General features: G+C 73.1%; 23 protein-coding genes. 4 read left to right on the top strand and 19 right to left on the bottom strand.

What is annotated here, in order from left to right; all coding sequences use genetic code 11:
• Positions 1 to 113: 113 nt before the first annotated feature.
• Complete coding sequence (locus ACZ38L_RS01690; RefSeq protein WP_465688193.1) at positions 114 to 1,526, bottom strand: RNA polymerase sigma factor; 1,413 nt, start codon at positions 1,524 to 1,526, stop codon at positions 114 to 116.
• A 669-nt stretch (positions 1,527 to 2,195) separates the two neighbouring features.
• Between ACZ38L_RS01690 and ACZ38L_RS01685 the strand changes: the two genes are divergently transcribed.
• Both ACZ38L_RS01685 and ACZ38L_RS01680 read left to right on the top strand, forming a co-directional pair.
• Positions 2,196 to 3,707: an MFS transporter gene (locus tag ACZ38L_RS01685; RefSeq protein ID WP_465688191.1), complete on the top strand. Its 1,512-nt coding sequence runs from the start codon at positions 2,196 to 2,198 to the stop codon at positions 3,705 to 3,707.
• Between the two features lie 271 nt (positions 3,708 to 3,978).
• Positions 3,979 to 5,625, top strand: coding sequence for an APC family permease (locus ACZ38L_RS01680; protein ID WP_465688189.1), 1,647 nt, complete (start codon positions 3,979 to 3,981; stop codon positions 5,623 to 5,625).
• Positions 5,626 to 5,634: 9 nt separating this feature from the next.
• Here ACZ38L_RS01680 and ACZ38L_RS01675 read toward each other — a convergent pair whose 3' ends face one another.
• Together ACZ38L_RS01675 and ACZ38L_RS01670 are read right to left on the bottom strand one after the other, a co-directional pair.
• Positions 5,635 to 6,252 (bottom strand): TetR/AcrR family transcriptional regulator, encoded by a 618-nt coding sequence (locus tag ACZ38L_RS01675; RefSeq protein WP_465688187.1) that lies wholly within the window; start codon positions 6,250 to 6,252, stop codon positions 5,635 to 5,637.
• Complete coding sequence (locus tag ACZ38L_RS01670; protein WP_465688185.1) at positions 6,249 to 7,754, bottom strand: MFS transporter; 1,506 nt, start codon at positions 7,752 to 7,754, stop codon at positions 6,249 to 6,251. The genes ACZ38L_RS01675 and ACZ38L_RS01670 overlap by 4 nt, the downstream gene beginning before the upstream one ends.
• Positions 7,755 to 7,964: 210 nt before the next feature.
• Between ACZ38L_RS01670 and ACZ38L_RS01665 the strand changes: the two genes are divergently transcribed.
• A complete protein-coding gene (locus ACZ38L_RS01665) occupies positions 7,965 to 8,228 on the top strand; it encodes a DUF6480 family protein (protein WP_465688183.1) in 264 nt (87 codons plus the stop codon).
• An 80-nt stretch (positions 8,229 to 8,308) separates the two neighbouring features.
• On the opposite strand, the gene ACZ38L_RS01660 is transcribed toward ACZ38L_RS01665, so the two are convergent.
• Complete coding sequence (locus ACZ38L_RS01660; protein ID WP_465688181.1) at positions 8,309 to 9,226, bottom strand: SDR family NAD(P)-dependent oxidoreductase; 918 nt, start codon at positions 9,224 to 9,226, stop codon at positions 8,309 to 8,311.
• A 341-nt stretch (positions 9,227 to 9,567) separates the two neighbouring features.
• Positions 9,568 to 10,341: a YoaK family protein gene (locus ACZ38L_RS01655; protein ID WP_465688179.1), complete on the bottom strand. Its 774-nt coding sequence runs from the start codon at positions 10,339 to 10,341 to the stop codon at positions 9,568 to 9,570.
• Between the two features lie 107 nt (positions 10,342 to 10,448).
• On the opposite strand from ACZ38L_RS01655, the gene ACZ38L_RS01650 reads away from it, so the two are divergent.
• The gene (locus ACZ38L_RS01650; RefSeq protein WP_465688177.1) at positions 10,449 to 11,339 is read left to right on the top strand and encodes a LysR family transcriptional regulator; all 891 of its coding nucleotides are present in this window, start codon (positions 10,449 to 10,451) and stop codon (positions 11,337 to 11,339) included.
• A gap of 141 nt (positions 11,340 to 11,480) precedes the next feature.
• Here the strand turns inward: ACZ38L_RS01650 and hypE are convergent, their stop codons facing one another.
• The 14 genes from hypE to ACZ38L_RS01580 form a co-directional block, all read right to left on the bottom strand.
• A complete protein-coding gene (gene hypE / locus ACZ38L_RS01645; RefSeq protein ID WP_465688175.1) occupies positions 11,481 to 12,557 on the bottom strand; it encodes a hydrogenase expression/formation protein HypE in 1,077 nt (358 codons plus the stop codon).
• Positions 12,550 to 13,674, bottom strand: a complete 1,125-nt coding sequence (gene hypD / locus ACZ38L_RS01640; protein WP_465688173.1) for a hydrogenase formation protein HypD — start codon at positions 13,672 to 13,674, stop codon at positions 12,550 to 12,552. The genes hypE and hypD overlap by 8 nt, the downstream gene beginning before the upstream one ends.
• The gene (locus ACZ38L_RS01635) at positions 13,671 to 13,982 is read right to left on the bottom strand and encodes a HypC/HybG/HupF family hydrogenase formation chaperone (protein WP_465688171.1); all 312 of its coding nucleotides are present in this window, start codon (positions 13,980 to 13,982) and stop codon (positions 13,671 to 13,673) included. Before ACZ38L_RS01635 ends, hypD begins: the two co-directional genes overlap by 4 nt.
• 43 nt (positions 13,983 to 14,025) lie before the next feature.
• Positions 14,026 to 16,416, bottom strand: a complete 2,391-nt coding sequence (gene hypF / locus ACZ38L_RS01630; RefSeq protein WP_465688169.1) for a carbamoyltransferase HypF — start codon at positions 16,414 to 16,416, stop codon at positions 14,026 to 14,028.
• Positions 16,413 to 17,270 (bottom strand): hydrogenase nickel incorporation protein HypB, encoded by an 858-nt coding sequence (hypB, locus tag ACZ38L_RS01625; RefSeq protein ID WP_465688167.1) that lies wholly within the window; start codon positions 17,268 to 17,270, stop codon positions 16,413 to 16,415. The genes hypF and hypB overlap by 4 nt, the downstream gene beginning before the upstream one ends.
• Positions 17,271 to 17,273: 3 nt before the next feature.
• Positions 17,274 to 17,654 (bottom strand): hydrogenase maturation nickel metallochaperone HypA, encoded by a 381-nt coding sequence (hypA, locus tag ACZ38L_RS01620; RefSeq protein ID WP_465688165.1) that lies wholly within the window; start codon positions 17,652 to 17,654, stop codon positions 17,274 to 17,276.
• A gap of 214 nt (positions 17,655 to 17,868) precedes the next feature.
• The gene (locus ACZ38L_RS01615; RefSeq protein WP_465688163.1) at positions 17,869 to 17,973 is read right to left on the bottom strand and encodes a DUF6893 family small protein; all 105 of its coding nucleotides are present in this window, start codon (positions 17,971 to 17,973) and stop codon (positions 17,869 to 17,871) included.
• A 2-nt stretch (positions 17,974 to 17,975) separates the two neighbouring features.
• Positions 17,976 to 18,521 (bottom strand): hydrogenase maturation protease, encoded by a 546-nt coding sequence (locus ACZ38L_RS01610; RefSeq protein WP_465688161.1) that lies wholly within the window; start codon positions 18,519 to 18,521, stop codon positions 17,976 to 17,978.
• A complete protein-coding gene (locus ACZ38L_RS01605) occupies positions 18,518 to 19,927 on the bottom strand; it encodes a hypothetical protein (RefSeq protein WP_465688159.1) in 1,410 nt (469 codons plus the stop codon). Before ACZ38L_RS01605 ends, ACZ38L_RS01610 begins: the two co-directional genes overlap by 4 nt.
• Positions 19,924 to 20,640 carry a DUF6084 family protein gene (locus tag ACZ38L_RS01600; protein ID WP_465688157.1) on the bottom strand — a complete coding sequence of 239 codons (717 nt, stop codon included), beginning with the start codon at positions 20,638 to 20,640 and terminating at the stop codon, positions 19,924 to 19,926. Before ACZ38L_RS01600 ends, ACZ38L_RS01605 begins: the two co-directional genes overlap by 4 nt.
• Positions 20,637 to 21,269 carry a DUF5947 family protein gene (locus ACZ38L_RS01595; protein WP_465688155.1) on the bottom strand — a complete coding sequence of 211 codons (633 nt, stop codon included), beginning with the start codon at positions 21,267 to 21,269 and terminating at the stop codon, positions 20,637 to 20,639. Before ACZ38L_RS01595 ends, ACZ38L_RS01600 begins: the two co-directional genes overlap by 4 nt.
• Positions 21,266 to 21,844: a hypothetical protein gene (locus tag ACZ38L_RS01590; RefSeq protein WP_465688153.1), complete on the bottom strand. Its 579-nt coding sequence runs from the start codon at positions 21,842 to 21,844 to the stop codon at positions 21,266 to 21,268. Before ACZ38L_RS01590 ends, ACZ38L_RS01595 begins: the two co-directional genes overlap by 4 nt.
• Positions 21,841 to 23,616, bottom strand: coding sequence for a nickel-dependent hydrogenase large subunit (locus ACZ38L_RS01585; protein ID WP_465688151.1), 1,776 nt, complete (start codon positions 23,614 to 23,616; stop codon positions 21,841 to 21,843). The genes ACZ38L_RS01590 and ACZ38L_RS01585 overlap by 4 nt, the downstream gene beginning before the upstream one ends.
• Before the next feature lie 107 nt (positions 23,617 to 23,723).
• Positions 23,724 to 24,815: an NADH-quinone oxidoreductase subunit B family protein gene (locus tag ACZ38L_RS01580; RefSeq protein ID WP_465688149.1), complete on the bottom strand. Its 1,092-nt coding sequence runs from the start codon at positions 24,813 to 24,815 to the stop codon at positions 23,724 to 23,726.
• Between the last annotated feature and the right edge of the window lie 11 nt (positions 24,816 to 24,826).

The following is a 24,826-nucleotide window of genomic DNA, read 5'->3' as shown; positions in this document are numbered from 1 at the left end:
CCCAGTATAACCCACCCCCCCCCCCCCCCCCCCCCCCCCCCCCCCCCCCCCCCCCCCCCCCCCCCCCCCCCCCCCCCCCCCCCCCCCCCCCCCCCCCCCTCCGCCGCTCACGCTCAGTCCAGGTAGTCCCGCAGCACCCGGGAGCGCGAGGGGTGGCGCAGCTTGGACATCGTCTTCGACTCGATCTGCCGGATCCGCTCCCGAGTGACCCCGTAGACCTGGCCGATCTCGTCCAGCGTGCGCGGCTGGCCGTCGATCAGTCCGAAGCGCATCGAGATCACCCCGGCCTCGCGCTCGGCCAGCGTCTCCAGCACCACCTGCAGCTGCTCGTGCAGCAGGGTGAAGCTGACCGCCTCGGCCGGGACGACCGCCTCGGTGTCCTCGATCAGGTCGCCGAACTCGCTGTCCCCCTCCTCCCCGAGCGGAGTGTGCAGCGAGATCGGCTCGCGGCTGTAGCGCTGGATCTCGACCACCTTCTCCGGGCTGAGGTCGAGCTCGCGGCCCAGCTCGGCGGGGGTGGCCTCGCGGCCCAGGGTCTGCAGCAGGTGGCGCTGGACCCGGGCCAGCTTGTTGATCACCTCGACCATGTGCACCGGGATCCGGATGGTCCGCGACTGGTCGGCCATCGCCCGGGTGATCGCCTGCCGGATCCACCAGGTCGCGTACGTCGAGAACTTGAACCCCTTGGAGTAGTCGAACTTCTCCACCGCCCGGACCAGTCCCAGGTTGCCCTCCTGGATCAGGTCGAGGAAGAGCAGTCCACGGCCGGTGTAACGTTTCGCCACCGAGACCACCAGCCGCAGGTTGGCCTCCAGCAGGTGGTTCTTGGCGCGCAGCCCGTCCTCGGCGATGATCTCCAGCTCGTGTCGCAGCTCCGGACCGAGCCGCGGCTCGGTCGTCAGCTTCTCCTGGGCGAACAGGCCGGCCTCGATCCGGCGGGCCAGGGTGACCTCCTGCTCGGCGGTGAGCAGGGCGACCCGGCCGATCTGCTTGAGGTAGTCCTTGACCGCGTCCGTGCTCGCGCCGGGCGTGGTGACCTGCTGCTTGGGCGCGTCGTCCTCGTCGTCGGAGAGCGTGAAGGTGTCCGCGGCGTCCGCCACCGCCTCGGCCAGCTCGCTCTCGGTGGGCCCCTCCTCGCCGGGGCCCTCCTCGGCCGCCGCCGGGCCGCCCGGAACGGACTCGACGGGCTCGGCGGCGGCGTCCGAGCCGCTCGCGTTCCCGCTGTTGACAGTGCTGGACCGCGTCATTACGGTCTTTCTGACGCCTCGACGGGTGCGTTGCAGGCCGGGGCCGTCGGCCTCCCGGCCGGCCCGGACGGTCAGGACGACCCCCGCGGCGTCGAGGATCTGGTTGAGGCTGCCGAGGACGTCCTTCCATTCGGCGGTGGGGATGCGGTCGGCCTCGAAGGCGTCGCGCACCTCGTCACCGGTGATGTGTCCTTCGGCCCTGCCGCGCTCGATGAGCGCCACCAGGGAGGCGGACTCGCTGATCCGCTGCGGAAGTGCGGGGGATGGGCTGGGCGACACGAGTGGCCTCTCACGAAAGATGGGCATGACTCGGCTCGGCCGCGCTTCAGGAACGGTTGTGGGGGTTGGAGGATGGCCGCGCGGCAAGCACCATCCTGATAATCGACAGCACGCCGGGTTCTGTTACGCGCCGCAGGGGTGACGCGACCCGCGCCGACGGGTGAAAAGCACCCGGTCGACACCGCGTCAGATTTTCCGTTCGGCCATCGACCTGATGCGTGGTCAGCACTCTGGGCGGACTTTCGCCGAATCCGCGACGATCCCCAACCAGCCGATGGTGCTGGTGAGTTGAGGCATCCACCGGGCGCGATGGCCGGCACTCCCGGGAGCTCGGCCCGGAGCGGTGACGCCCGACGGGGGCGCCCCGCCCGCTCGGCCGGTGGCCGGCTCCCGGTTCCCCCGATCGGCCCAGCCGGCCTCCCCGGTGGCCGCCGACCGTCCGAGGCGGAGCAGGGGCGATCCGGGTGAAAGCGGACATCGCCACGCCCGGCCGCGGGTAGTGATTCACCTCTGCGGGACAGCCCCGCGGAACCACCTCTGCGATCCGCCACGGGCGATCGACTCTGCGAACGGGAGGAGCCGGGCGATGACGGGCACCGAGGCGGCAGCGGCCGCCAGGGCCGAGGGGACGCGGTGTGCCCCGCCGCTCCGGCACGGTCGGAGCGGCGGATGAGCGTCCTGCGCCCGCGTCCGGAACTGGGCGACCGGGCCACCGGGGCCGCCGGCCATCGCTGGCCGGCGCTGGTGGTCTGCCTGGTCGGCGGTTTCATGACGCTCCTGGACGTGAGCATCGTCAACGTCGCGCTCCCCTCGATCCGCAGCGGGCTGCGGATGTCCGAGAGCGGGCTGCAGTGGGTGCTCTCCGGCTACGCGCTCGCCTTCGGCCTGGTGCTCGTCCCGGCCGGACGGCTCGGCGACGCGCACAGCCGCCGGGCGGTCTTCATCAGCGGACTGGCGCTCTTCACCGCGACCAGCGCGCTGGCCGGTGCCGCGCAGAGCGAGGCCTGGCTGGTCGTCGCCCGGCTCGCCCAGGGACTGGCCGGCGGGCTGCTGGTGCCGCAGGTGGCCGGCTTCATCCAACAGCTGTTCCAGGGGCCCGAGCGCGGCCGGGCGTTCGGGATGCTGGGAGCCACCATCGGGCTCTCGATGGCGGTCGGGCCGCTGCTGGGCGGCCTGCTGATCGAGGGGTTCGGCGCCGCGGAGGGGTGGCGCTGGGTCTTCTACGTCAACCTGCCGATCGGGTTGCTGACGCTGCCGCTGGCGCTCCGGCTGCTGCCCGGCCCGGCGCTGGCCAGGGCGCCCGCCGTACCGGACCCGTCCGTCCGGCCGGCCGGCGCGACGCCGCTCACCGCCCGGCCGCGCCGCGACTTCGACCCGGTGGGCGTGTTGCTGCTCGGCCTCGGCACCGTCCTGCTGCTGCTCCCGTTCGTGCAGGAGCAGCAGTGGCACGGCTGGACCAAGTGGCTGCTGCTGCCCGTCGCGGCGGCGCTGCTGGCCGCCTTCACCGGCTGGGAGCGCCACTACGGCCGCACCCGGGAGCCGCTGGTCAGCATGGACCTCTTCGAACAACGCTCCTACTCGCTGGGCACCCTGGTCTCCCTGCTCTACTTCGCCGGCTTCACCGCGATCTTCTTCATCTTCACGCTCTACCTGCAGAGCGGGCTCGGCTACAGCGCGCTGGGGGCAGGGCTGGCGATCACGCCGTTCGCGCTGGGCTCGGGCACCGCGGCCGCGGTCGGTGGCCGGCTGGTGCAGCGGATGGGGCGCCCGCTGGTGACCGGGGGACTGCTGCTGGTCGAGCTGGGGCTGCTGCTGGCCGCGGCAGCCGTCCACCTCTGGTCGGGGCCCGCGATCGGCTGGTTGACCGCGGGGCCGCTGCTGCTGGCCGGGATCGGCAGCGGGCTGGTGGTCGCACCGAACCAGACGCTGACCCTGGGCGACGTCCCGGTGATCCGTGCGGGCAGCGCGGCCGGGGTGCTGCAGACCGCCCAGCGGATCGGCTCGGCGGCCGGGATCGCGGCGGTCGGATCGGTCTTCTTCCCCTGGGTCACCGAGCACGGCGAGGACTGGGCGGGGGCGTTCCAGGCGGGGATGGCGGTGGCGGTCGGCTTCGTTCTGCTGGCACTGCTGACCGCGCTGGCGGACGCGCTCGGGCGTCGACCGGGCGGTACCGCGGGCTGATGTCGGCCGTCCGGCTCGCCGTCCCGCGACGGTGGCTCAGGACCCCGGCTCGCTCGCCCATCCCACCCGTCCCACTCGTCACATATGGCGCGGCAGCCCCTGACGTCCCGCTGGTTTTGTCACACTGGCCCCACCCGTTTCTTCTGCGTCCCATGGTCTTGCGGGCCAGGCGTACCAGTCGTTCCATAGGAATAACCTGGATCGGCCTACCCGGTCCGGTCCGACCTGGCGGCGACCGGCCGGCGGGGTGCGGCGAGCGAAGGTGAGATGCATGGCTACCACGCTCAGCGGACCAACCGGTTCCAGTACCTCGGGACGGTTGAACCGGGCAGTCGGATTCTGGGGACTGCTCTTCGTCTCGCTAGGCTCGATCATCGGTTCGGGTTGGCTGTTGGGCGCGCTGACCGCGGCGACCGTCGCCGGTCCGGCATCGCTGATCTCCTGGATCCTGGCCGCCGCGATCCTCGCCGTTCTCGCCCTGGTACACGCCGAGTTGGGCGCGGCCTATCCGGTGGCGGGCGGTACCGCCCGCTTCCCGTTCTTCGCCTTCGGCCCGCTGGCCGGCTTCGCGGCCGGCTGGATGGGCTGGGTCCAGGCCGTCACCATCGCGCCGATCGAGGTCGAGGCGACCCTCTCGTACACCTCCCACATCGGTTGGGTGCGGGACAATGTGACGATCCTGCACCCCGACGGCACGCTCACCGGGTTGGGCATCCTGATCGCCAGCGGCTTCATGCTGCTCTTCACGATCATCAACATGGCCGGCGTGAAGCTGCTGGCCGACACCAACTCCATCACGGTGATCTGGAAGACCCTGGTGCCGCTACTGACCGTGGTGGTGCTGATGACCCTCACCTTCCACAGCGGCAACTTCACCGGGGGCGGCGGCTTCGCCCCGTACGGCGCGCACGGCGTGTTCGCCGCACTGCCGGCCGGTGTGGTCTTCGCCCTGCAGGGCTTCGAGCAGGCGATCCAGATGGCGGGCGAGGCCCGCAACCCGCAGCGCGACCTCTCGCGCGCGGTGATCGCCGCGATGGCCATCGGCGCGGTCGTCTACCTGCTGCTGGAGGTCGCGTTCATCGGGGCGATCGCGCCGGCCAACATCGCCCACGGCTGGGCCAACCCGGTCGGCAAGGGCGACTTCGGGCCGTACGCCACGCTGGCCACCGCCGCCGGGGCCGGCTGGCTGGCGACCGTCCTCTACCTCGACGCGGTGATCTCGCCGGCCGGCACCGGTCTGATCTACGTGGCGACCGCCTCCCGGATCTCCTACGCGATGGGCCACGAGGGGGCGATCCCGAAGGCGACCGCCCGGATCGACCGGCGCGGCATCCCGATCACCTCGGTCCTGATCTCCTTCGTGATCGGTGAGATCTCCTTCCTGCCGTTCCCGAGCTGGCAGTCGCTGGTCGGTCTGGTCACCTCGGCGACGGCGCTGATGTACGCCTTCGCCCCGCCCGCGCTGCACGCCCTGCGGCTGAGAGACGGGGACCGGCCACGCCCGTACCGGCTGCCGGCCTGGAAGGTGCTCTCGCCACTGGCCTTCGTCGCGGCCGATCTGATCATCTACTGGTCCGGCTACCAGGCGGACTGGAAGCTCGGCCTCAGCCTGGTCTTCGGCCTGCTGCTCTTCGGCGGCACCCGGCTCGCCCAGCCGGAGGCCGAGCGGCGGAACCTGCAGTGGCGGGCCTCGGCCTGGGTCTGGCCGTGGCTCGGCGGCCTGGTCGTGCTCGGCGAACTCGGCCGGTACGGCGGCGCCTCGACCATTCCCGAGTGGTGGGACCTGGTGGTCGTGATCATCTTCTCGCTGGTCGTCTACTACGTCGCGGTCCGGATGGCGATGGGCGGTCCGGCGGTGGCGGAGGCGGTGCGCCTGGAGGAGCAGCACGAGTTCGAGCAACGCGGGGAACTGGCCTGAGCCGGGCTGCTACTCCTCGGGCTCCTCGGGCAGCAGGGCGCCCAGCAGCGGGTGGATCAGGTCGACCAGCTCCTCCGGGTCGGCCGCCGCCAGCTCGCCGAAGGCGTTCCCGCCGCGGGCCAGCACGATGCCGGTGAAGGCCGCCGCCGCCAGCTCCGCGCGCAGCTGCGGTCGGTCCGCCCCCGCTTCGACCAGGTGCTCGCGCAGCGGGGTGACCAGCCGCCGGTGCAGCTGGACCCGGGCGGCCTCCTGGACGCCCGGGTCGTCGTGCGGCAGCACCGCGGACCGGAAGACCGGCCCCGGTCCGCGCCGGCTCACCCGGGTGAGCAGGCCGCGCAGCCGCTCGGTGTCCAGCAGGTCGGCGGGCAGCGCCGCGCCGAGCTCCTCGTGCATGGTCGCGATGTAGAGCTGCGTCTTGCCACCGAAGTAACGGGCGATCAGCGCCGGGTCGACCCCGGCCCGTTCGCCGATCTCCCGGGTGGTGGTCCGGTCGAAACCGCGCTCGGCGAAGAGTTCGAGCGCGGCCCGGAGCAGCAGCTCACGGCTGCGGGCGGCGTCGCGCCGCCGGGCGGGTGCCGCGGCGGCCTCGGGTGGCGACTGCTCGGCCGCCGGCCGTTCGTCGGTCATCCGCCGCTCCCGGCGTCCCGCACCGGGCCGTTCAGCTCGGCCATCCGCTCCCGCTCCGTCCCGCCGGCCTGCGCCGGCAGCCGTACCGTCCCGCTCGCCACCTCGACCGTCGCGGCACTGCGCGACGGCAGGACGATGGTCACCACCGCGGCGACCACCCACGCCGCACAGCCGAACAGCGCGGCAGTGCGGTAGCCGCCGTCGGACGGCAGAACCTGTCCGGGGGCGGTGTGCGCCTGGAGCACGGCCGCGCTGAGCGCGCTCCCCATCGAGTAGCCGATCAGCCGCAGCACCTGGTTGAAGCTTATGGCGCTGCCGGTCTCCCGCGCCGGCACCGAGCTGACGATCAGTCCGGGCATCACGGCGAACGTACAGCCTACTCCGAGCCCGGCGATCCCCATCACCACGAACAGCTCCCAGAGGCTGCCGCGTGCCACCGCGAAGCCCGCCACCGAGAGCAGCGACACCGCGCAGCCCAGCGGCAGCACCACCCGCGAGGAGGTCAGCCGGATCAGCAGCGGCACCACCTTGCTGGAGACGACGCTGGCGACCGAGAAGGGCAGCAGGACCAGTCCGGAGACCACGACCGAGGCGCCGAAGCCGTACCCGGCGGCGGTCGGTGTCTGCACGAACCGGGTGACCAGTGAGAGCAGCAGGTACATCCCGACGCCGGCGATCAGGCCGCTGACGTCCGCGGTCAGCACCACCCGGTGCCGAACCAGCCGGAGGTCGACCAGCGGGTGCGCGGTGCGCAGCTCGTGCACGGTCCACCAGACCAGCAGCACCAGCGAGCCGGCGGCCACGCCGAGCAGCCGCGGCGAGGTCCAGCCCCAGTCGCCGCCCTCGCTGAGCACCAGCAGCAGTCCGGCCAGCGCCACGCCCAGCAGCAGCGCGCCGAGCGCGTCCAGCGGGCGGGCCGGCCGGTCGGCGGTGGACGGCAGCACCAGCGCGACCGCGAGCAGCGCGGTCGCGCTGATCACGGCACCGAAGCCGAAGGCGGCGTGCACCCCGAAGGACTCGGCGATCAGCCCGGTGAGCGGGTAGCCGAGGCCGACCCCGGCCACCGTGGTGATCGAGAGCAGCGCGACGGCCGGTCGCGAGCGCTCCGCGGGCAGCGCGTCGCGGGCGGTGGCGATGGCCAGCGAGGTCAGGCCGAGCCCGACACCCTGCATCGCCCGGCCGGTGACCAGGCAGCCGAAGCCCAGCGGCAGGGCGGCGAGCACGCTGCCCGTCACCACCACCGCGGTCGCGCCGAGGATCACCGGCCGCCGGTGCGGGCCGTCCCCGAGCCTACCCATGGCGGGCGTGGCCACGGCTCCCACCAGCAGCGCGATGGTCAGCGACCACTGCGCGTCGGACAGCGAGACGTGGTCGACGGTCGCGATGGTCGGGACCAGCGGCGCGCCGAGGCTGCTGATCACCGCCACGACCATGCCCAGGTACACCAGCACCGGCACCAGCGCCCGCTGCCGCCACAACGAACCCTTCAAGGCCGTTTCCACGGGGCCCCCTCCTGCCAAGTCATCAAGCGATGTCATCACATGATGACACGAGCCCCGATCGGCGGACCAGGGTGGGCGGCCACCGCTGGACCGTCGGGCCCCGGCGCGCGACAGTGGGTGTGTCAGCCCTGCGGGCGGGCATCGGAAGTCGGCGATCCGGACGGTCGCCGCGCTCGCGGGAACGGCCACTCCTCGTCCTCGGAGGCAGCCATGACCCCCACCGACCCCGCCGCACGGCCCGAGCAGGCGGCACCGGCCCGGCCCGAGCAGGTGACCCCGGCCAAGCCCGCCCGACCGCCCGGTGTGCCGCCGACCGAGACACCGGAGGGGGAGGCCAGCACCACCCACGGCATCTCGATCCCCGAGCCGCCGGAGCTGCACAACGCCTGGCCGAGCTGGATCCCGATGGCCTTGATCGCGCTGCTGGTGGTGGCGGTCCTGATCTTCATGATCGCCCGGATCACCTCCTCCTGAGCCTGCCCGGCTTCTCGTTCCGGCCCTCCCGCGTTCCGGCCCTTCCGCGTTCCGGCCCTTCCGTGTTCCGTCCGGGTGGGTCAGGCGATCCAGGTCCCGGTGAGGCGCTGGACGGCCGAGCCGTCCAGGTCGGAGAGCTTGACGCCGGCGAACCCGCGCGCCGCGGCCGAGGTCTGCAGCCGGAACGGCGGCTGGGGCTCGGTGAGCGCGGCGAGCACGACCTCGGCGGCCTCCGCCGGGGACTGGGCGGCGTTGGCGAACGCCTCGTTGGTGCGGGCCAGGTAGCCCGCCAGGGCCGGTCCGTACGGCCCGGCGGCGGCGACCGCGCGTTCCTGGTCGATGCCCACGTTGCTGACGAACTCGCTGGCCACGGCGCCGGGCTCGACCACGTGCACGCCCACCCCGACCGCACCGGCGACCGGCGCGAGGCTCTCCAGGAACCCCTCGACGGCGAACTTGGCGGCGCAGTAGGCCTCGTTGAACGGCTGTCCGATCACGCCGCCCACGCTGCTCACCGTCACGACCCGCCCGCCGACCTCCCGCAGGTGCGGCAGGGCCGCCTTGGTCACCTGCACCACGCCGAAGAAGTTGACCTCCATGACCTGGCGGACGTCCTCGACGGTCCCGTTCTCGATGGTCCCGACGTGCCCGGCGCCGGCGTTGTTGACCACCGCGTCCAGCCGGCCGTGGTCGGCGAGCACGCCCTCGACGCAGGAGGCGACGGAGGCGGTGTCGGTGACGTCGAGGGCGCGGACGTCCAGCTCGACGCCCGCCTCGTCGGCCGCCTCGCGCAGGGCGCCGGCCCGGGCGGGGTCGCGCAGGGTGGCCACCGTGCGGAAGCCGGCCCGGGCGGCGGCGATGGCGGTGGCCAGGCCGATTCCGGAGGAGGTGCCGGTGATCAGGACAACCTTGTTGGTGGACATGCGGGGTTCCTCTCCAGCATTTTGCGTGTGTGTGCACACACTAGCACATTTGTGTGTGTGCGCACACGCAACCATTCCCGCCGGAAGCATGACGGCTCGGCCTCGGCGCCGGGCAACGGCGCCAATGCTCGGTCGCAGCCAGGTCTCCCGGGGTCTCGACGCGCTGCGAGCTGGGGGAGTGATGGCGCGGCGGCTTGCCCGCCCGCCGAGCACGACGCCCGTTCGGTGGCAGGCCCTCCCTCGCCCCGGCCGGGCGTTTCGGGCGGGCGCTCCTCGCGGGGGCCGACCGCGTCCGCCGGGCCTGCCGCGCCCCGGCCCGCACGGAGGTGCTGGACGGCCAAAGGATGTCGCCGCGCTGGAGATCGTCCGGCACGAGCCGGAGCAGTTCCCTCGGAGCTGTCGCTGACGCCGCCGGCTCAGATCGTCGCGCGACGGGCGCGGAGCAGCGACGCGCTGCCCAGCGCCCACACCGCGGTCACCCCGAGGCAGCCGGGCAGCCCGAAGGTCCGCAGCAGCCAGGTGCCGGTGGCAGCCCCCGCCAGCATCAGCGCCGCCGCGCCGGCCCGGCGAACGGCCTGTCGTCGGTCCTGCCCGCCGGGCCGCACGTCGGCCGCCAGTCCGGTCAGGGTCAGGGTCAGCACGGTGGTGGTGAGGTCCGGCACGGCGAGCCGGCGCACGGTCGCGTTGCGGCAGCCCATGGCCATCGCCAGTACGGCCGTCACGGTGTACCCGGTCCAGTCGCCGACCCGGATCCCCGCCGCCGCCCCCAGCACGGCCGCCACCGCCAGCGCCACCACCTCGACCAGCACCGCCGTCAGCACCCAGTGCCGCGGTCGGTCCGCGTGCCGCGACGCCAGTCGCCCGCCGCCGCCGGCGCCGAGCAGGAACGCGGCCAGCGAGACCGCCGAGGCCGCGGCCGAGAACCCGGGTGCGCCCGCGGCGGCGAAGCCGAGGATCACCACGTTCCCGGTCATGTTCGCGGTGAAGACGTGCCCGAGCCCGAGGTAGCTCGCGGCGTCCAGCATCCCGCTGGCGAAGGTGAGCGCCGCCAGCACCGGCACCACGCCCGCCCGCCGCCCGGGCGCCGGGGCCGCCGCACCTGTCGCGGCCGTCGTGGTTGCCACGCCCGCCGCGCGCGCCGTCCGCGCCGTCGCCTCCCCGTCCGCCGTGGCCGTCCGACCGTCGCTCATGGTGCCGCCCTCCGTCGTGCTCTCCGTTCAACAGCCTCAGCATCTGCCGGGCATACTTATCTAGTCCAACGGAGAATTCCGATCGCCGTCATCGACAGGAACGATCAATGGAACTGCGCCAGCTGGAACACTTCGTCACGCTGGCCGAGGAGCGGCAGTTCACCCGGGCCGCCCAGCGCCTGCACCTCGCGCAGTCCAGCCTCTCCGCCTCGATCCAGGCGCTGGAGCACGACCTGGGCCAGACCCTGCTGGTGCGCACCACGCGGCGGGTGGAGCTGAGCGAGGCGGGCCGCGCCCTGTTGCCGCTCGCCCGGGAGACGCTGCGTAGCGTGCGGCGGGCCCGGCAGGCCGTCGAGGCGGTCGGCGGCCTGCTGCGCGGCCGGGTCACCGTCGGCGTGATCCAGACCGTGAACGCCGTCGACCTGCCGGCCGTGCTGGCCCGCTTCCACGCCGCGCACCCGGCCGTCGAGCTGCGGCTGGTCCAGGGCGATTCGCGGGACCTGGTGGCGGCCGTGCGCCGGGGAACGTACGACCTCGCGGTGGTCGCCGACGCGGGGGAGGAGTCGCTGCCGGGTGTCGACCTGCTGCCGCTGGCCCGTGAGGAGATCCTGCTGGTGCTCACCCCCGCCCACCCGCTGGCGGACCGCACCTCGGTGGCGCTGGCCGAGCTGGCCCGCTGGCCGTTCGTCGACTTCCGCGAGCACTCCGGCCTGCGGGCACTGATCGACGAGGCCTGCGCACGGGCCGGCCTGCGCCGGAACATCACCTGCCACGTCGAGCACATGCCCACCCTGCTCGACCTGGTCGCGCACGGGCTCGGCGTCGCGCTGGTACCGCGCAGCGTGCTGTCCACCGAGCCGAGCAGGCTGCGCGCCGTCCCGACCCATCCGCCGCTGGCCCGCACGGTCGCCGTCGCCACCGCTGCCGGCAGCGAACCCCAGCCCGCCGCCCGCGCCCTGCTCGACGGCATCCGCGCCGAGGCCCGGGGCGCGCGCTGAAGTCGAGGCCCTGGCGGGCGGGTCGGACCGGCGCGGATCGTGCTGGTGTGCCACGACCCGCTCGGGCCGGTCCGCGCCCCGCGCCGCCACCACCGGACTTCCCCCGGTCCCGGCGGGTGGCGGCCCACCGGGACCGAACGGTCAGCAGATCCGCGGCAGTTGCTCGCCCAGCGGCAGGTCCACCACCCGGGTCCCGCCGAGCGTGGTCCGGGCCACCACCATGCCCGGATGCTCCGCCACGCACTCGCCGATCACCGCCGCCCCCGCGCCCAGCGGATGGGTGTGCATCGCGGCCAGCACCAGGTCCGCCCACTCGCGCGGCACGAAGGCGACCAGCTTGCCCTCGTTCGCGACATACATCGGATCCAGGCCGAGGAACGCGCAGGCGCCCGCGACCTGGGGCGGCACCGGGATGGTGCGCTCCCACACCACGACCCCGACCCCGGCCGCCGTCGCGATCTCGTTGAGCGCGGCGCCCAGTCCGCCGCGGGTGGGGTCGCGCAGCACGTGCAGGTCGGGCGTGACCGCGAGCATCGTCTCCACCAGCCCGCCGAGCGCCGCGCAGTCGCTGCTGATCTCGACCCCGAACTCCAGACCCTCGCGCACGCTCATCACCGCGACCCCGTGCACGCCGATGTCACCGCTGACGATCACCACATCGCCCGGCACGGCCCGCTGCGGGCGGATGTCCACCCCGGCCGGGATCAGTCCGATCCCGGCGGTGTTGAGGTAGATGCCGTCGCCGCGGCCGGCCTCCACCACCTTGGTGTCACCGGTCACCACCTCCACCCCGGCGGTCCTGGCCGCCGCACCGAGCGCCTGCGCGACCCGGGCGACCACGGCCATCTCGACGCCCTCCTCCAGGATGAACCCGCAGGACAGGAAGGCCGCCCTGGCGCCGCTCATGGCGAGGTCGTTGACCGTGCCGTTGACCGCCAGGTCACCGATGCTGCCGCCGGGGAAGAAGAGCGGCCGGACCACGAACGAGTCGGTGGAGAAGGCGAGTCGGGCCCCGCCGAGGGTGACCGTGGCGGAGTCGCCGAGGCCGGCCAGGGTGTGACCGCCGAAGGCCGGCGCGAAGACGTGCTCGACCAGCTCGGCGGACATCGCCCCGCCGCCGCCGTGACCCATCACCACCCGTGGGTGGTCACGCAGCGGCAGCGGGCAGCTCCAGCCGGAGAAGTCCGGGGCGGTGGGCAGGATCGTGGTCTCAGCCAACGGGGCTCGCCTCCAACGGGACGGCCGGCACACCGAGCCGGCGGTAGAGGTAGTACGCGGCGCAGGCGCCCTCACTGGACACCATGGTGGCGCCGAGCGGGGTGCGGGGAGTGCAACTGGTGCCGAAGGCCTCGCACTCGTGCGGCTTGAGCAGGCCCTGCAGCACCTCGCCGCTGCGGCACTGGGCGGGCTCGCAGGCGTTGATCCCGGTGACCTCGAAACGGTGCTCGGCGTCGTGGTCGCGGTAGCGCGGCGACAGCCGCCAGCCGCTCTGCGGGATCACCCCGATGCCGCGCCAGGCCCGGTCGGTGACCTCGAAGACGTCCGCCAGCATGGCCCGGGCGGCCGGGTTGCCCTCGGGTCGGACGGCGCGCGGGTACGCGTTGTCGACGGTGTGCTCGCCGCGCTCCAACTGGCCCACGGTCCGCCGGATCCCCTCCAGAATGTCCAACGGCTCGAAGCCGGTGACCACGATCGGCACCCGGTACCGCTCGGCCAGCGCCGGGTACTCCTCGACACCCATCACGCTGCACACGTGCCCGGCGGCCAGGAAGCCCTGCACCCGGCAGTCCGGCGACTGCATGATCGCCTCGATCGCCGGTGGCACCCGGACGTGCGACACCAGCAGGCTGAAGTTGCGGATGCCGAGCTTCCTGGCCTGGTACACCGTCATGGCGTTGGGCGGCGCGGTGGTCTCGAAGCCGATCCCGAAGAACACCACCTCGCGATCCGGGTTCTGCTGGGCGATCCGCAGCGCGTCCAGCGGCGAGTAGACCACCCGGACGTCGCCGCCCTCGCCGCGCACCCGGAACAGGTCGCGGTCCGTGCCGGGCACTCGCAGCATGTCGCCGAACGAGCAGAAGATCACCTCGGGCCGGGCCGCGATGGCCAGTGCCTTGTCGATCACCTCCAGCGGGGTGACGCACACCGGGCAGCCCGGTCCGTGGATCAACTCAATCTGATCCGGCAGGAGTTGGTCGATGCCATGGCGGATGATGGTGTGCGTCTGGCCGCCGCACACCTCCATCAGCGCCCATGGCCTGGTCACCGTGGCGCGGATGTCGTCGAGCAGCCGCCGGGCCAACTCCGGGTTCTGGAACTCCTCCAGGTACTTCACGACCGGGCCTCCTTCGCCGGGGCGCCGTCGACCGGGTGCCCCGCCCCGGCCGCCACCTCCCAGGGATCACCGAACTCCTCCTGCAGCAGGCCGAGTTCCTCGAAGAGGGCAAGCGTCCTGCGAGCCGACTCCTCGTCCAGCCGCTGCAGTGCGAACCCGACGTGGACGATGGCGTACTCACCGACCGTCAGGTCCGGCAGGTACTCCAGGCACACGTCCTTGACCACGCCGCCGAAGTCGACGGTGGCCATCCGGGTTCCGTCCCGCTCCTCGATCTCGATCACTCTGCCGGGCACTGCCAGGCACATCGGGTCCTCCTCGCAACTGGGTCATTGGTGCTCGAACGGCCGGTCAGGAACTGGTCGGCACGGGACTTGCCACGGCGGCGGCACTCGGCGTGCCGTCGGACGTCCGGGCGGAGCGGGCCGCCACCATCAGCTGGCCGAGCGCCAGCCCGCCGTCGTTGGGCGGCACCAGGTGGTGTCGCAGCACGGTGCAGCCGTCCGCCCGCAGTGCTCGCCAACAGGCCGAGGAGAGCAGCCGGTTGGCGAACACGCCGCCGGTCAGCGCGACCTCGGACAGCCCGTGCCGGCCGCGTGCCTCGGCGCACAGGCGGCGGACCAGATCGGTCACCGCGCCGTGGAACCGCCCCGCGATCAGCCCGGGCGCGGTCCCCGACCGCAGGTCCGCGACGATCGTGGCCAGCACCGGTACCGGGTCGGCCAGCAGCGCAGCCTGCCCGATGGTCGGATCGCCCTCGGTCAGCCCGAACGCGTAGCCGGGCAGTGCGCCGTGCGCTACCGCGGCCGCCTCCAACTCGACTGCGGCCTGGGCCTCGTAACCGACCCGGTGGCAGACGCCGAGCAGTGAGGAGACCGCGTCGAACAGCCGGCCCATACTGGAGGTCGGCGCGCAGTTCAGTCCACGTTCCAACTGGCGTTCCAGCAAGTTGAGTTCATCGGGAGGGCAGGCCGCGACGCAGGGCAGGTCGGTCGCCCAGTCGATCCCGGCGGCGTGCAGTTGGGCCAGCGCCATCCGGTAGGGTCGGGCCACTGCCGCCTCTCCGCCCGGGAGTTGGACGTACCGCAGCTGGGCGAAGCGCTCGAAGCCGGCGTAGTCGGCGAGCAGCACCTCGCCGCCCCAGACCGCGCCGTCGGTGCCGTAGCCGGTGCCGTCGAAGGCCACTCCGACCACCCGTCGCCGACCGTCCAGCCCGTGCTCGGCCATCGCGGCGGCGACGTGGGCGTGGTGGTGTTGCACCCGGTGCAGCGGGCGGCCCAGGGCGCCCTCGCGGGCCCAGCGGCCGGAACGGTAGCCGGGATGCCGGTCGGCGGCCAGGAGCTCGGGTCGCACCCCGGTCAACGTGGTCAACTGCCCTACCGCGCGGTCGAAGGCGCGCAGGGTGGCCAGGTCGTCCATGTCTCCGAGGTGGCCGGAGAGCCAGGCCTGCCGCCCCTCGGCCAGGGCGAAGGCGTTCTTGAGGTCCCCGCCGACGGCGAGCGCGGGTCGGACGGCGACCGGCAGCGGCACCGGGCGCGGCGCGTAGCCGCGCGAGCGGCGCACCGGCAGCGGGTGACCGTCGCAGACCGCCAACACCGAGTCGTCGCAGGGCACATGGATCGGCCGGTCGTGCGCCAGCCAGCCGTCCACCAGTGGTGCCAGCCGCTCCAGCGCCTCGGCGTCATCGGTGACGATCGGCTCCCCGGAGCGGTTGGCGCTGGTCATCACCAGCAGCCGGGGTCCGGGTGGGTCGCCGGGCAGGCCGAGCAGCAGGTGGTGGACGGGCGTGTAGGGCAGCATCACGCCGAGGTCCGGGCTGCCCGGGGCGACCGCCTCGGCCACCGGCGCGGCACCCGGTCGGCGCCGCAGCAGCACGATCGGCCGCTCCGGACCGGTGAGCAGTGCCCGCTCGGTCCGGTCGAGCCGGACGAACGGCTCGGCGTCGTCCGGCTCCCGTACCATCAGCGCGAACGGCTTGTCGCCGCGCAGCTTGCGCCGTCGCAGCAGGGCCACCGCGTGCCGGTCGCCGGCGTCGCAGGCCAGGTGGTACCCGCCGACGCCCTTGACGGCGAGCACCGCGCCGGTGGCCAGCATCCGGCGTGCCGCCGTCACCGCCTCGCTGCCGCCGCGGTCCGCCCGGCCCGGCACCACCAGGGTGAGCCGTGGGCCGCAGGCGTGGCAGGAGATCGGCTGGGCGTGGAAGCGCCGGTCGGTCGGATCCGCGTACTCGCGGGCGCAGTCCGAACACATCGGGAAGTGCGCCATCGTGGTGTTCGCGCGATCGTAGGGCAGCGCGGTGACGATGGTGAAGCGTGGTCCGCAGTTGACACAGGTGATGAACGGGTGCCGGTGCCGCCGGTCGGCGGGGTCGGCGAGTTCGGCCAGGCAGTCCGCGCAGGTCGCGACGTCTGGCGGGATCGGCGGCCGGCTCGCACCCTCGGCCCGGGAGGGCAGGATGGCGAACCCGGGACCGCCCAGCGCGGCCATCAACTGGTGCTCCACCGAGCCGACTTCGGCCAGTGGCGGAGCCTCGCTGGCGACCCGCCGACAGAACGCCGCGACCGCCTCCGGGTGGCCCTCCACCTCGGCCAGCACGCCCTCGCCGGTGTTGCTGACATGGCCGCTGAGCCCGAGCTCGGTGGCCAGCGTGTAGACGAACGGGCGAAAGCCCACCCCCTGGACCAGCCCGCGCACCGCGACCCGGCGGCGCAGCACCGCGGGGGCTGTCGGCTCAGCCGTCACGAAAGCCCTCCGGCGGGGGCCAGTCCGTGGCTCTGCTCGCCCGACGTGGTCCCGTGGCCGTCCGCATGGTCGTGTGCGTGTGCATGCACATGCCCGTCCGTATGGTCGTGTGCGTGTGCATGCACATGCCCGTCCGCAGGTGCGTGTGTGTGCACACGCTCGGCGGACTGCCGGGCCATCACCGGCCGGTGCGGCCGCGCACCCTCCAGCACCGCCAGGGCCCGGTCCAGCAGCGCCCCGGCGCCCTGCCCGGTCCGGGTCGAGGTGGTGATCACCTCGACCCCCGGGTTAACCCGGGCGACCGCGGCCAGGAAGGCCGCCTCGTCGAAGTCGACCGCCGCCGCGAGATCGGCCTTGGTCACCACCACCAGCTGCGCCAGCCCGAACGCCGTCGGGTACTTCAGCGGCTTGTCCTCACCCTCGGTGACCGAGGCCAGTACCACCCGCAGGCTCTCGCCCAGGTCGTAGGAGGCCGGGCAGACCAGGTTGCCGACGTTCTCCACGAACAACAGCCGGGTCGGTTCGGGCAGCCAGCCCGCCAGGTGCCGGCCCAGCATCTCGGCCTCCAGATGGCACAGCCCGTCGGTGAGCACCTGCTTGACCGGCACGCCCGCCCGGGCCAGCCGGGTCGCGTCGTTCTCGGTGGCCAGGTCCGCGGTGAGCGCGGCGACCGGCACCCCGCGCTCCCGGGCGAGCCCCAACTCGGCCTCCAGTAGAGCGGTCTTGCCGCTGCCCGGACTGGACAGCAGGTTCACCACGGTGGTGCCGCGGGCAGTCAGCCTCGCGCGCAACTCCCCTGCGGCGAAGTCGTTCTGGGCGAGCACGGCCTGCTGGAGTTCGACGACTCGGCACATGGGTCAGCCTTCCTGGTGAGCCGGGAGGTGCGCCGGGCCGTCGGCCCACCGCACGCTGAGGATCTGCAACTCGCGCCCGGAGAGCAGCTCGACTGCCCCGCCACCGCAGCCCGGGCAGCCCAGGTCCGGGGGCATCCCGACCGCCCACTCCATCGCGCAGCCGGTGCACCGGGCGCGTGCCGGCACCGCCTCGGTCCGCAGCTCCGCGCCAGCCAACACCGTCCCGGTGCAGGCGAGTTCGAAGCAGAAGGCAAGCGAATCCGGTACCACGCCGGCCAGTTCGCCGACCTGGAGCAGGACCGTCTCGACACCGGTCGCCCCGCCGGTCTCGGCGGCAGCGGCGACCTGCGCCACGACGGCCGTCGCGATCGACATCTCGTGCACCGGCCCGCTCCCGTTCGCCCATGGGCGCCGGGGCCGCCCCACCGGAAGGGATCCGACGGCACGCCACACCGTGCCCGCCACCCGTGCGCTCGGGACCATTACAGAGCGTGGTGGGGGGGGGGGGGGGGGGGGGCCGCCCCCCCCCCCCCCCCCCCCCCCCCCCCAGCACCGCGCTCCGCCATTCGGAGCAGCGGACGACCACCCGGATCCGGGGTCACATCCGGCGGATCCGGAGATAACGCTGGATGTCGTCGAGGTTCTGCGCCACCACCACGGCCGCCGCGGCGAGCAGGACCGCGCCGATCAGGAACTTCCGCATGACTACGCCTTTCGCTCGGCCCGGCCGCCGATCCCGGCGGACTCGGGTGTCTCTTCGTCCCGCAGCACCCGCAGGACGGTTTCGACCGCCGCGTCCAGCGCGGCGGTCACCGGGGCACTCAGCCCCACCCCCTCCTCCAGCGAACGCGGTTCGCAGCCGACCACCAGGACCCGCTCGGGCGGGCACCCGCCGGTTCCGGCGGCCAGCGTGTCCAGCAGCGCCAGCACCGCGTCCGGCCCCATCCGGTGCCCGTCCAGCGCCGGCGCCTGCGGCTCCACCGTCCCCGGCGTGGCGGCCTCGATCAGATAGACCGTGCCGGGCTCGCCGCCGCGCTCGGTGGCGTCCAGCAGGATCAGCGTCCGGTAACCGTCCAGCAGTTGGTAGGCCAGGTGCACGCCGCGCACCCCGAAGTCCACCGCCTCGACGTGCGGCGGCAGCGGCCGCTCAGCGAGGCGCCGCAGCGCGGCCGGCCCGAAGCCGTCGTCGCCGAGGAAGATGTTGCCGACCCCGGCCACCAGGACCCGGCCGCCGGCCTGCCCGGCGCTCACGGCTCGTCCACCGGGGTGACCTCGTCCGGCTGGAAGTACCGGAACCGGCCCTGGGCCCGCCAGAGGTCCGCGCCCGGGTCACCGTCGATGGTGACCGCCAGGTGCACCGACCCGTCCACGTCGTGCAGTACCGCCTCGACCAGCGCGGTGCGGCCGTGCAGGAAGAGGTCCTGGGCGTCGGTGCGGCGCAGGCCGGGCTTGAGTACCACCCGGCTGCCCGCCCCGACCGACCGGCCGTCCACCACCACCCGGTCCCGGGTGGGGTCGACGGCGCGGTCCGCCGCCGGGTCCCACCAGGGGGTCCGCGGGTGCAGCGGGTCGTCCTCGGCGACCGGGACGTCGATGGCGGGCTCGGTCACCTCGCGCAGCGCCCGCACCGCTCCGTGTAGCCGTTCCATGATCTCCGGTGGCATCGAGTCGGCGAGGTCGATCACCGCGCCGGCCCGCTCGTCGGTGCCGCGGGCCTCGCGCTTCTCCTCCTCGGTGAGGGTGGCCGTGCGCAACGCCAGGATCTCGTCGATCTCGGTCGCGTCGTACAGCGTGCCGGGGCTCTCCGGGGCGACCTGCGGGTGGTCGGAGAGGATGATCGGCGAGGAGAGCAGGACGTCCGCCTGTCCCGGCGGCCCGGCCAGCACTGGCCAGGTGTGCAGGTTGCGACACTCGGCGACGGCCGGCGCGGCCCACTCGGGCGGGTCGGTCATCGAGACGAACGAGCCGGCGGAGAGCGCCAGCAGCAGGTGCGCGGAGACCAGCGAGCGCGGCAGCGCCGCCTCCCGGTCGGCGTTCTCCACCGGCCGCCACTCGCTGGTGTTCTCCACCAGCGCGGTCAACCGCCTGACGGGGTAAGGGCCGGGGAGTTCCACCGCGCTCAACCGCAGGACGCCTTCCAGGCGTTCGCGCCGCCGCACCAGCCGGCCGAGCGGGCGGCCGTCGGCGTCCCGGACCTGTTCCATCGCGGTCCGGTTCGGCCGGCGGATCGGCAGCGTGATCCCGTCGCCCGTCAACTGGTCGACTGGCACGACGAGTTCGACCCGTTCCTCGACCCCCTCGTCCCACGGGACGAGCACCCGGTCGGCCAGCTCCAGCCGCTCCACCGGCTCGAACCCGCCGCCCGCGCGAGTCCGTTCGACGGTGCGGCGCTGGGCGTGCAGGAACCGCAGCTCCACCGCGAGCAGCGTGTCCGGCTTGGCCTCCAGCAGGCACTCGGTGCGCTGCACGGAGGGCTCGGTGGTGGCCGGGCCGAAGGCCGGCGGTACCAGCACGCCGAACTGCCAGCGCAGCCGGTTCTTGGCGGCCGAGGCTCGGTAGGGGTAGAGCACGTAGCCCTCGAACAGCACGGCGTCGGCGATCTGCCGGGCCGCGGCGAGCCGCGGCTCCACCGCGGCCGCGAACGCGGGATCGGTCACCGCGGAGTCCTCTCGCTCAGCAGTCGTCCGGCCGCGCCGACGCCCGCCGCGGCCCGCGCGGTGGGACCGGCGGGCGGTCCGGGGGTGGGTTCGGTGGCGCCCAGCAGGGCCCGCATGGTGGCCTCCCAGGACGGCAGCCCGTGCCGGGTGCGGTAGTCGAGCAGCGCGTCCATGGTGTCGCGCGGCAGCCGCAGCCAGCCGCAGCCGGGGAAGTGCTGCTCGATCATCTCCCGCCAGACCCGGATCGGCAGCCGGCAGAGCGCCTCCCGGTCCCACGGCACCGGCTCGACCCGGAAGCCGCCCGGCCCGGTGAAAGCGGTGCCGGAGAAGAGCAGCAGTACCGGGACGTCGCCCTCGGCCAGCGCATGGAAGTACCGGCCGGCCGCGACGTCCAGGTCGTAGCTGCACGGCACCACCAGGTCGACCTCGATCTCCCCGGTGAACGCCGGTACCAGCAGTGATACTTGGGCGAACTGCAGCGGGTTGAGTGTGCTGCCCCAGCGGGCCCGCTCGCCGAACAGCACCTCCAAGTGCTCGCCCTCGGCGGCCGAGTAGGCCCGCCGCCGGGGTTCGATCCGCAACTGGCAGCGCAGCGCGATGGCGTGCACCGGCTCGCTGCCGGTGGCAAGGATCCGCAACCGGAACAGCAGGGTGGGCCCGGCCGCGTAGCGGTCGGCCCGAACGCCCGTGCAGCTGAAGGAGAGCTCGGTCACGGCGCGACCTCCTGGGCCAACTCGCGGGCTCGGCCGGCCACTTCGGTGAAGAAGTCGGCCAGTTCGGCGCGGGCCTCGGCGCCCCCGTCGAAGCCCTGCCAGTGCCGTCGCATCCGGCCGACCAGCTCGTAGCAGCGATCGACCGGGACCAGGTAGCAGTCGGTGCTGCCGTCCCGGGATCGGCGCAACAGCAACGCCTCGACGTCGGGCCGCAGTTCGGCGGCCAGCCGAGTGCCGCCGAGCACCGCCTGCCAGGCCGCCGGGTCCAACTCGCTCTCGGTGGCGCCGGCCGGGCTCGGATAGAGCGCGACCAGTCGGTCCAGCGCGGTGTCGCGCAGGAAGAACGCGGTGCCCACCGGGATCTGCAGCGCCTGCCAGCCGGATTCGTCCAACTCCATCGCGGGATCGACCAGGTAGCGTTCCGGGACGGCCCGGTAGCGCCCGCCGCCGGCCTCGAAGAGCAGCACGCATCCGGAGCAGGCGCAGACCAGGGCCCGCGCCTCGCCGTCCACCAGGTGCCGGTGCTCGGCCGCCACCGCCTGCCGGCACAGCTCGCAGCGCTCCGGGGCCGGAGGAGCGGGCTCGCTCAGCCGGCGCAACAGCGCCAGGCCGGGACCGGCGGCGCTCACCGGGCCTCCACCCGGTGCGCGGTGGGCGGCCGGGAGCCGATCTGCAGCAGCGTCGGCCCGGGCGGGGCGGCCGGCGCCCACTCGACCGCGGTGACCTCGGGGGCGTAGCAGGACAGGGCCTCCTCGATCCGCTGCCGGGCGGCCGACCCGTCGCCCCCGCAGCCGCAGCCACCGGAGGCGGCGGGCGGGCGCAGCCGCAGCGTGCCACTCGTCGCCTCGAACTCCGCTACCGCGACGGGGTGTTCGGGCACCGTGCCAAGGGCGCGGTCGATCCGTGCGGTGACCTCCTCCGGGTGCAGGTCGTGCAGCACCAGCAGGGCGCTCACCAACTCGTCGTCCAGCAAGGGGCTCAGCGCACCCCGCGCGTCGAGCAGCGCGACGACCCGGGTCAGCCCGGCGCCGTAGAAGTCCAGCAGGACCCGCACCAGCTCCTCGGCGGTGGCCCGGGTGGCCTCGTCACCCGCGTCGGTCAGCCGGTCCAGCACCTGCTGGACCCGCCGGCCGGTCTGCTCGACGCTCAGGGCGCCGCCCCGGGCAGCGGTGCCCGGGGCGGCGGCGTGGCTGGGCGCGCTCATCCGCCGAGCCCGCTCAGCCCGGTGGGGACGTGCATCTTCTGTACGGTGTGGCCGTCCCCGACGTACATGTGCACCCCGCAGGGCAGACAGGGGTCGAAGCTGCGCACCGCCCGCATGATGTCGATGCCCTTGAAGTTCTCCGGGGAGTTCTCCTCGAAGATCGGGGTGTTCTGCACCGCGTCCTCGTACGGGCCGGGGGTGCCGAAGCTGTCCCGGACGCTGGCGTTCCACGGGGTCGGCGGGTACGGGTGGTAGTTGGCGATCTTGCCGTCGCGGATCACCATGTGGTGCGAGAGCACCCCGCGCACGGCCTCGGTGAAGCCGCAGCCGATGCTCTCGTCCGGCACCTCGAACCGCTCCCAGGTCTGGGTGCGCCCGGCCCGCACCTCGTCCAGCGCCTTCTCGGCGAAGTACAGCGCCGCGGCGGCCGTGTAGGCCTGGAAGTAGGTCCGGGCCCGGTTGCGCTCCAGGGCGTTGCTCCACTGCGGGATCTTCCACTCGAAGGTGGTCTCCGGCTTGGTCATCGTCTTCGGCAGGTTGATCACCACGCTGTGCCCGGTGGCCTTGACGTAGCCGATGTCGACCAGGCCGGAGAGCGCGGTGGACCAGAGCCGTGCGATCGGGCCGCCGCCGGTGTCCAGCGCCAGGTAGTCCCTGCCGTCGAACCAGCGTGGCGACATCACCCAGCTGTACTTGTCGTCGAAGTTCCGCTTCTGCGGGGCAGGGATGGTGTGCTGGTTCCACGGGTGGCGCGGGTCCACCGGGTTGCCCAGCGGGTCGTGCGTGACGAACTGCTCCTGGCCCTGCCAGTCCTGGTAGTAGGAGCTGCCGAGCAGGATCCGGATGCCCAGGTTGATCTCGGTGAGGTCGTTGGTGACCAGTTTGCCGTCCACGATGATGCCGGGGGTGACGAACATCTTCCGTCCCCAGGCGGTCATGTTGCGGTAGGTGAAGTCGCAGTGGTCCGGGTCGTTGAGAGCGCCCCAGCAGCCCAGCAGGATCCGCCGCCGGCCGACCTCCTCGTAGCCGGGCAGCGCCTGGTAGAAGAAGTCGAACAGGTCGTCGTGCAGCGGCACCACGCGCTTCATGAACTCCACGTAGCGGGTCAGCCGGGTCAGGTAGTCGGTGAACAGCTGGACGGTGGCGACCGTGCCGACCCCGCCCGGGTAGAGCGTGGAGGGGTGCACGTGGCGCCCCTCCATCAGGCAGAACATCTCCCGGGTGTAGCGGCTGACCTGCAGTGCCTCCCGGTAGAACTCGCCCTCGATCGGGTTGAGCGAGCGCATGATGTCGGCGATGGTCTTGTAGCCGTGCTCGCCCGCGTGCGGCGCCTCGGTACGCTCGGCCAGTTCCAGCACGCCGGGGTTGGTCTCGCGGACCATCTTCTCGCAGTAGTCGACCCCGACCAGGTTCTCCTGGAAGATGTTGTGGTCGAACATGTACTCGGCGGACTCGCCGAGGTTGATGATCCACTCGCCCAGGTGCGGCGGCTTGACCCCGTACGCCATGTTCTGCGTGTACACCGAGCAGGTCGCGTGGTTGTCGCCGCAGATGCCGCAGATCCGGCTGGTGATGAAGTGCGCGTCGCGCGGGTCCTTGCCGCGCATGAAGACGCTGTAGCCGCGGAAGACCGACGAGGTGCTGTAGCACTCGGCGACCCGCTTCTGCTTGAAGTCGATCTTCGTATGGATGCCCAGACTGCCCACGATCCGGGTGATCGGGTCCCAGGACATCTCCACCAGGCCGCTGCCTGCGTTCGTCGTCGATGCCATCGTCTCTGTCGTGCCCTTCTGCAAACGGGAGGCCGGCCCCCGACGAGGGGGGCCGGCGAACGGAACGCGGGCCCGGGCGGACGGGCCGCCCGGGCCGGGCAGGGGTGTCAGGAAGAGCCGGTGCGGTAGCCGGTGGTCAGCCGGCTGCCGGTGTGGCGCCACTTGGGCTCCTTGTCCACGGTCCTGGCCGTGATCGAGCGCAGCGAGCGGATCACCGTTCCGTAGGCGCTGCTGACCCCGCTGGAGATCTTGCCGCCCGGGGGCTCGTCCATGAACGGCATGAACATGTCCGGGAAGCCCGGCATGGTGCAGGCGATGCAGATGCCGCCGACGTTGGGACAGCCGCCCACGCCGTTCATCCAGCCCCGCTTGGGGACGTTGCACTTCACCACCGGCCCCCAGCAGCCCAGCTTGACCAGGCACTGCGGGGACCCGTACTCGGTGGCGAACTGGCCCTGCTCGTAGTAGCCGGCCCGGTCGCAGCCCTCGTGCACGGTGGCGCCGAAGAGCCAGGTCGGGCGGAGCTTGTCGTCCAGCGGGATCATCGGCGCGGAGCCGGCCAGCTGGTAGAGCAGGTAGACCAGGGTCTCGGAGAAGTTGTCGGGCTGGATCGGGCAGCCCGGCACGCAGACGATCGGCAGGCCGGCCTTGGACTTCCAGTCCCAACCGAGGTAGTCCGGCACACCCATCGCACCGGTCGGGTTGCCGGCCATCGCGTGGATGCCGCCGTAGGTGGCGCAGGTGCCGATCGCCACCACCGCGGTGGCCTTGGAAGCCAGCCGGTCGAGCCACTCACTGGTGGTGATCGGCTGGCCGGTCCTCGGATCGTCGCCGAAGCCGCACCAGTAGCCCTCCTTCTTGACCGCCTCGTTGGGGATGGACCCCTCGACGACCAGGACGAAGGGCTCCAGCTCGCCACGTTCGGCCTTGAAGAACCACTCGATGAAGGTGTCCGCGCCGCCGACGGGCCCGCACTCGAAGTCGATCAGCGGCCAGTGGACCTCGATCTTGGGAAGGCCCGGCAGCGCACCGGTGACGATCTCCTCGATGCTCGGCTGCATCGCGGCGGTCAGCGCGACCGAGTCCCCGTCGCAGCTGAGGCCGGCGTTGATCCAGAGAACGTGGACCGGCGGCCCCTGCTCGGCACGGGCGGCGGCGCGCCAGGCGCTGTCGTCCGTGGTCGTTGCTGGTGCACCCATGAGGAGACCTC

The sequence above is a fragment of the Kitasatospora sp. NPDC024654 genome (assembly GCF_055559155.1).
The sequence above is the reverse complement of the archived record's forward strand: the minus strand, read 5'-3'. Positions and strand labels throughout refer to the sequence as shown.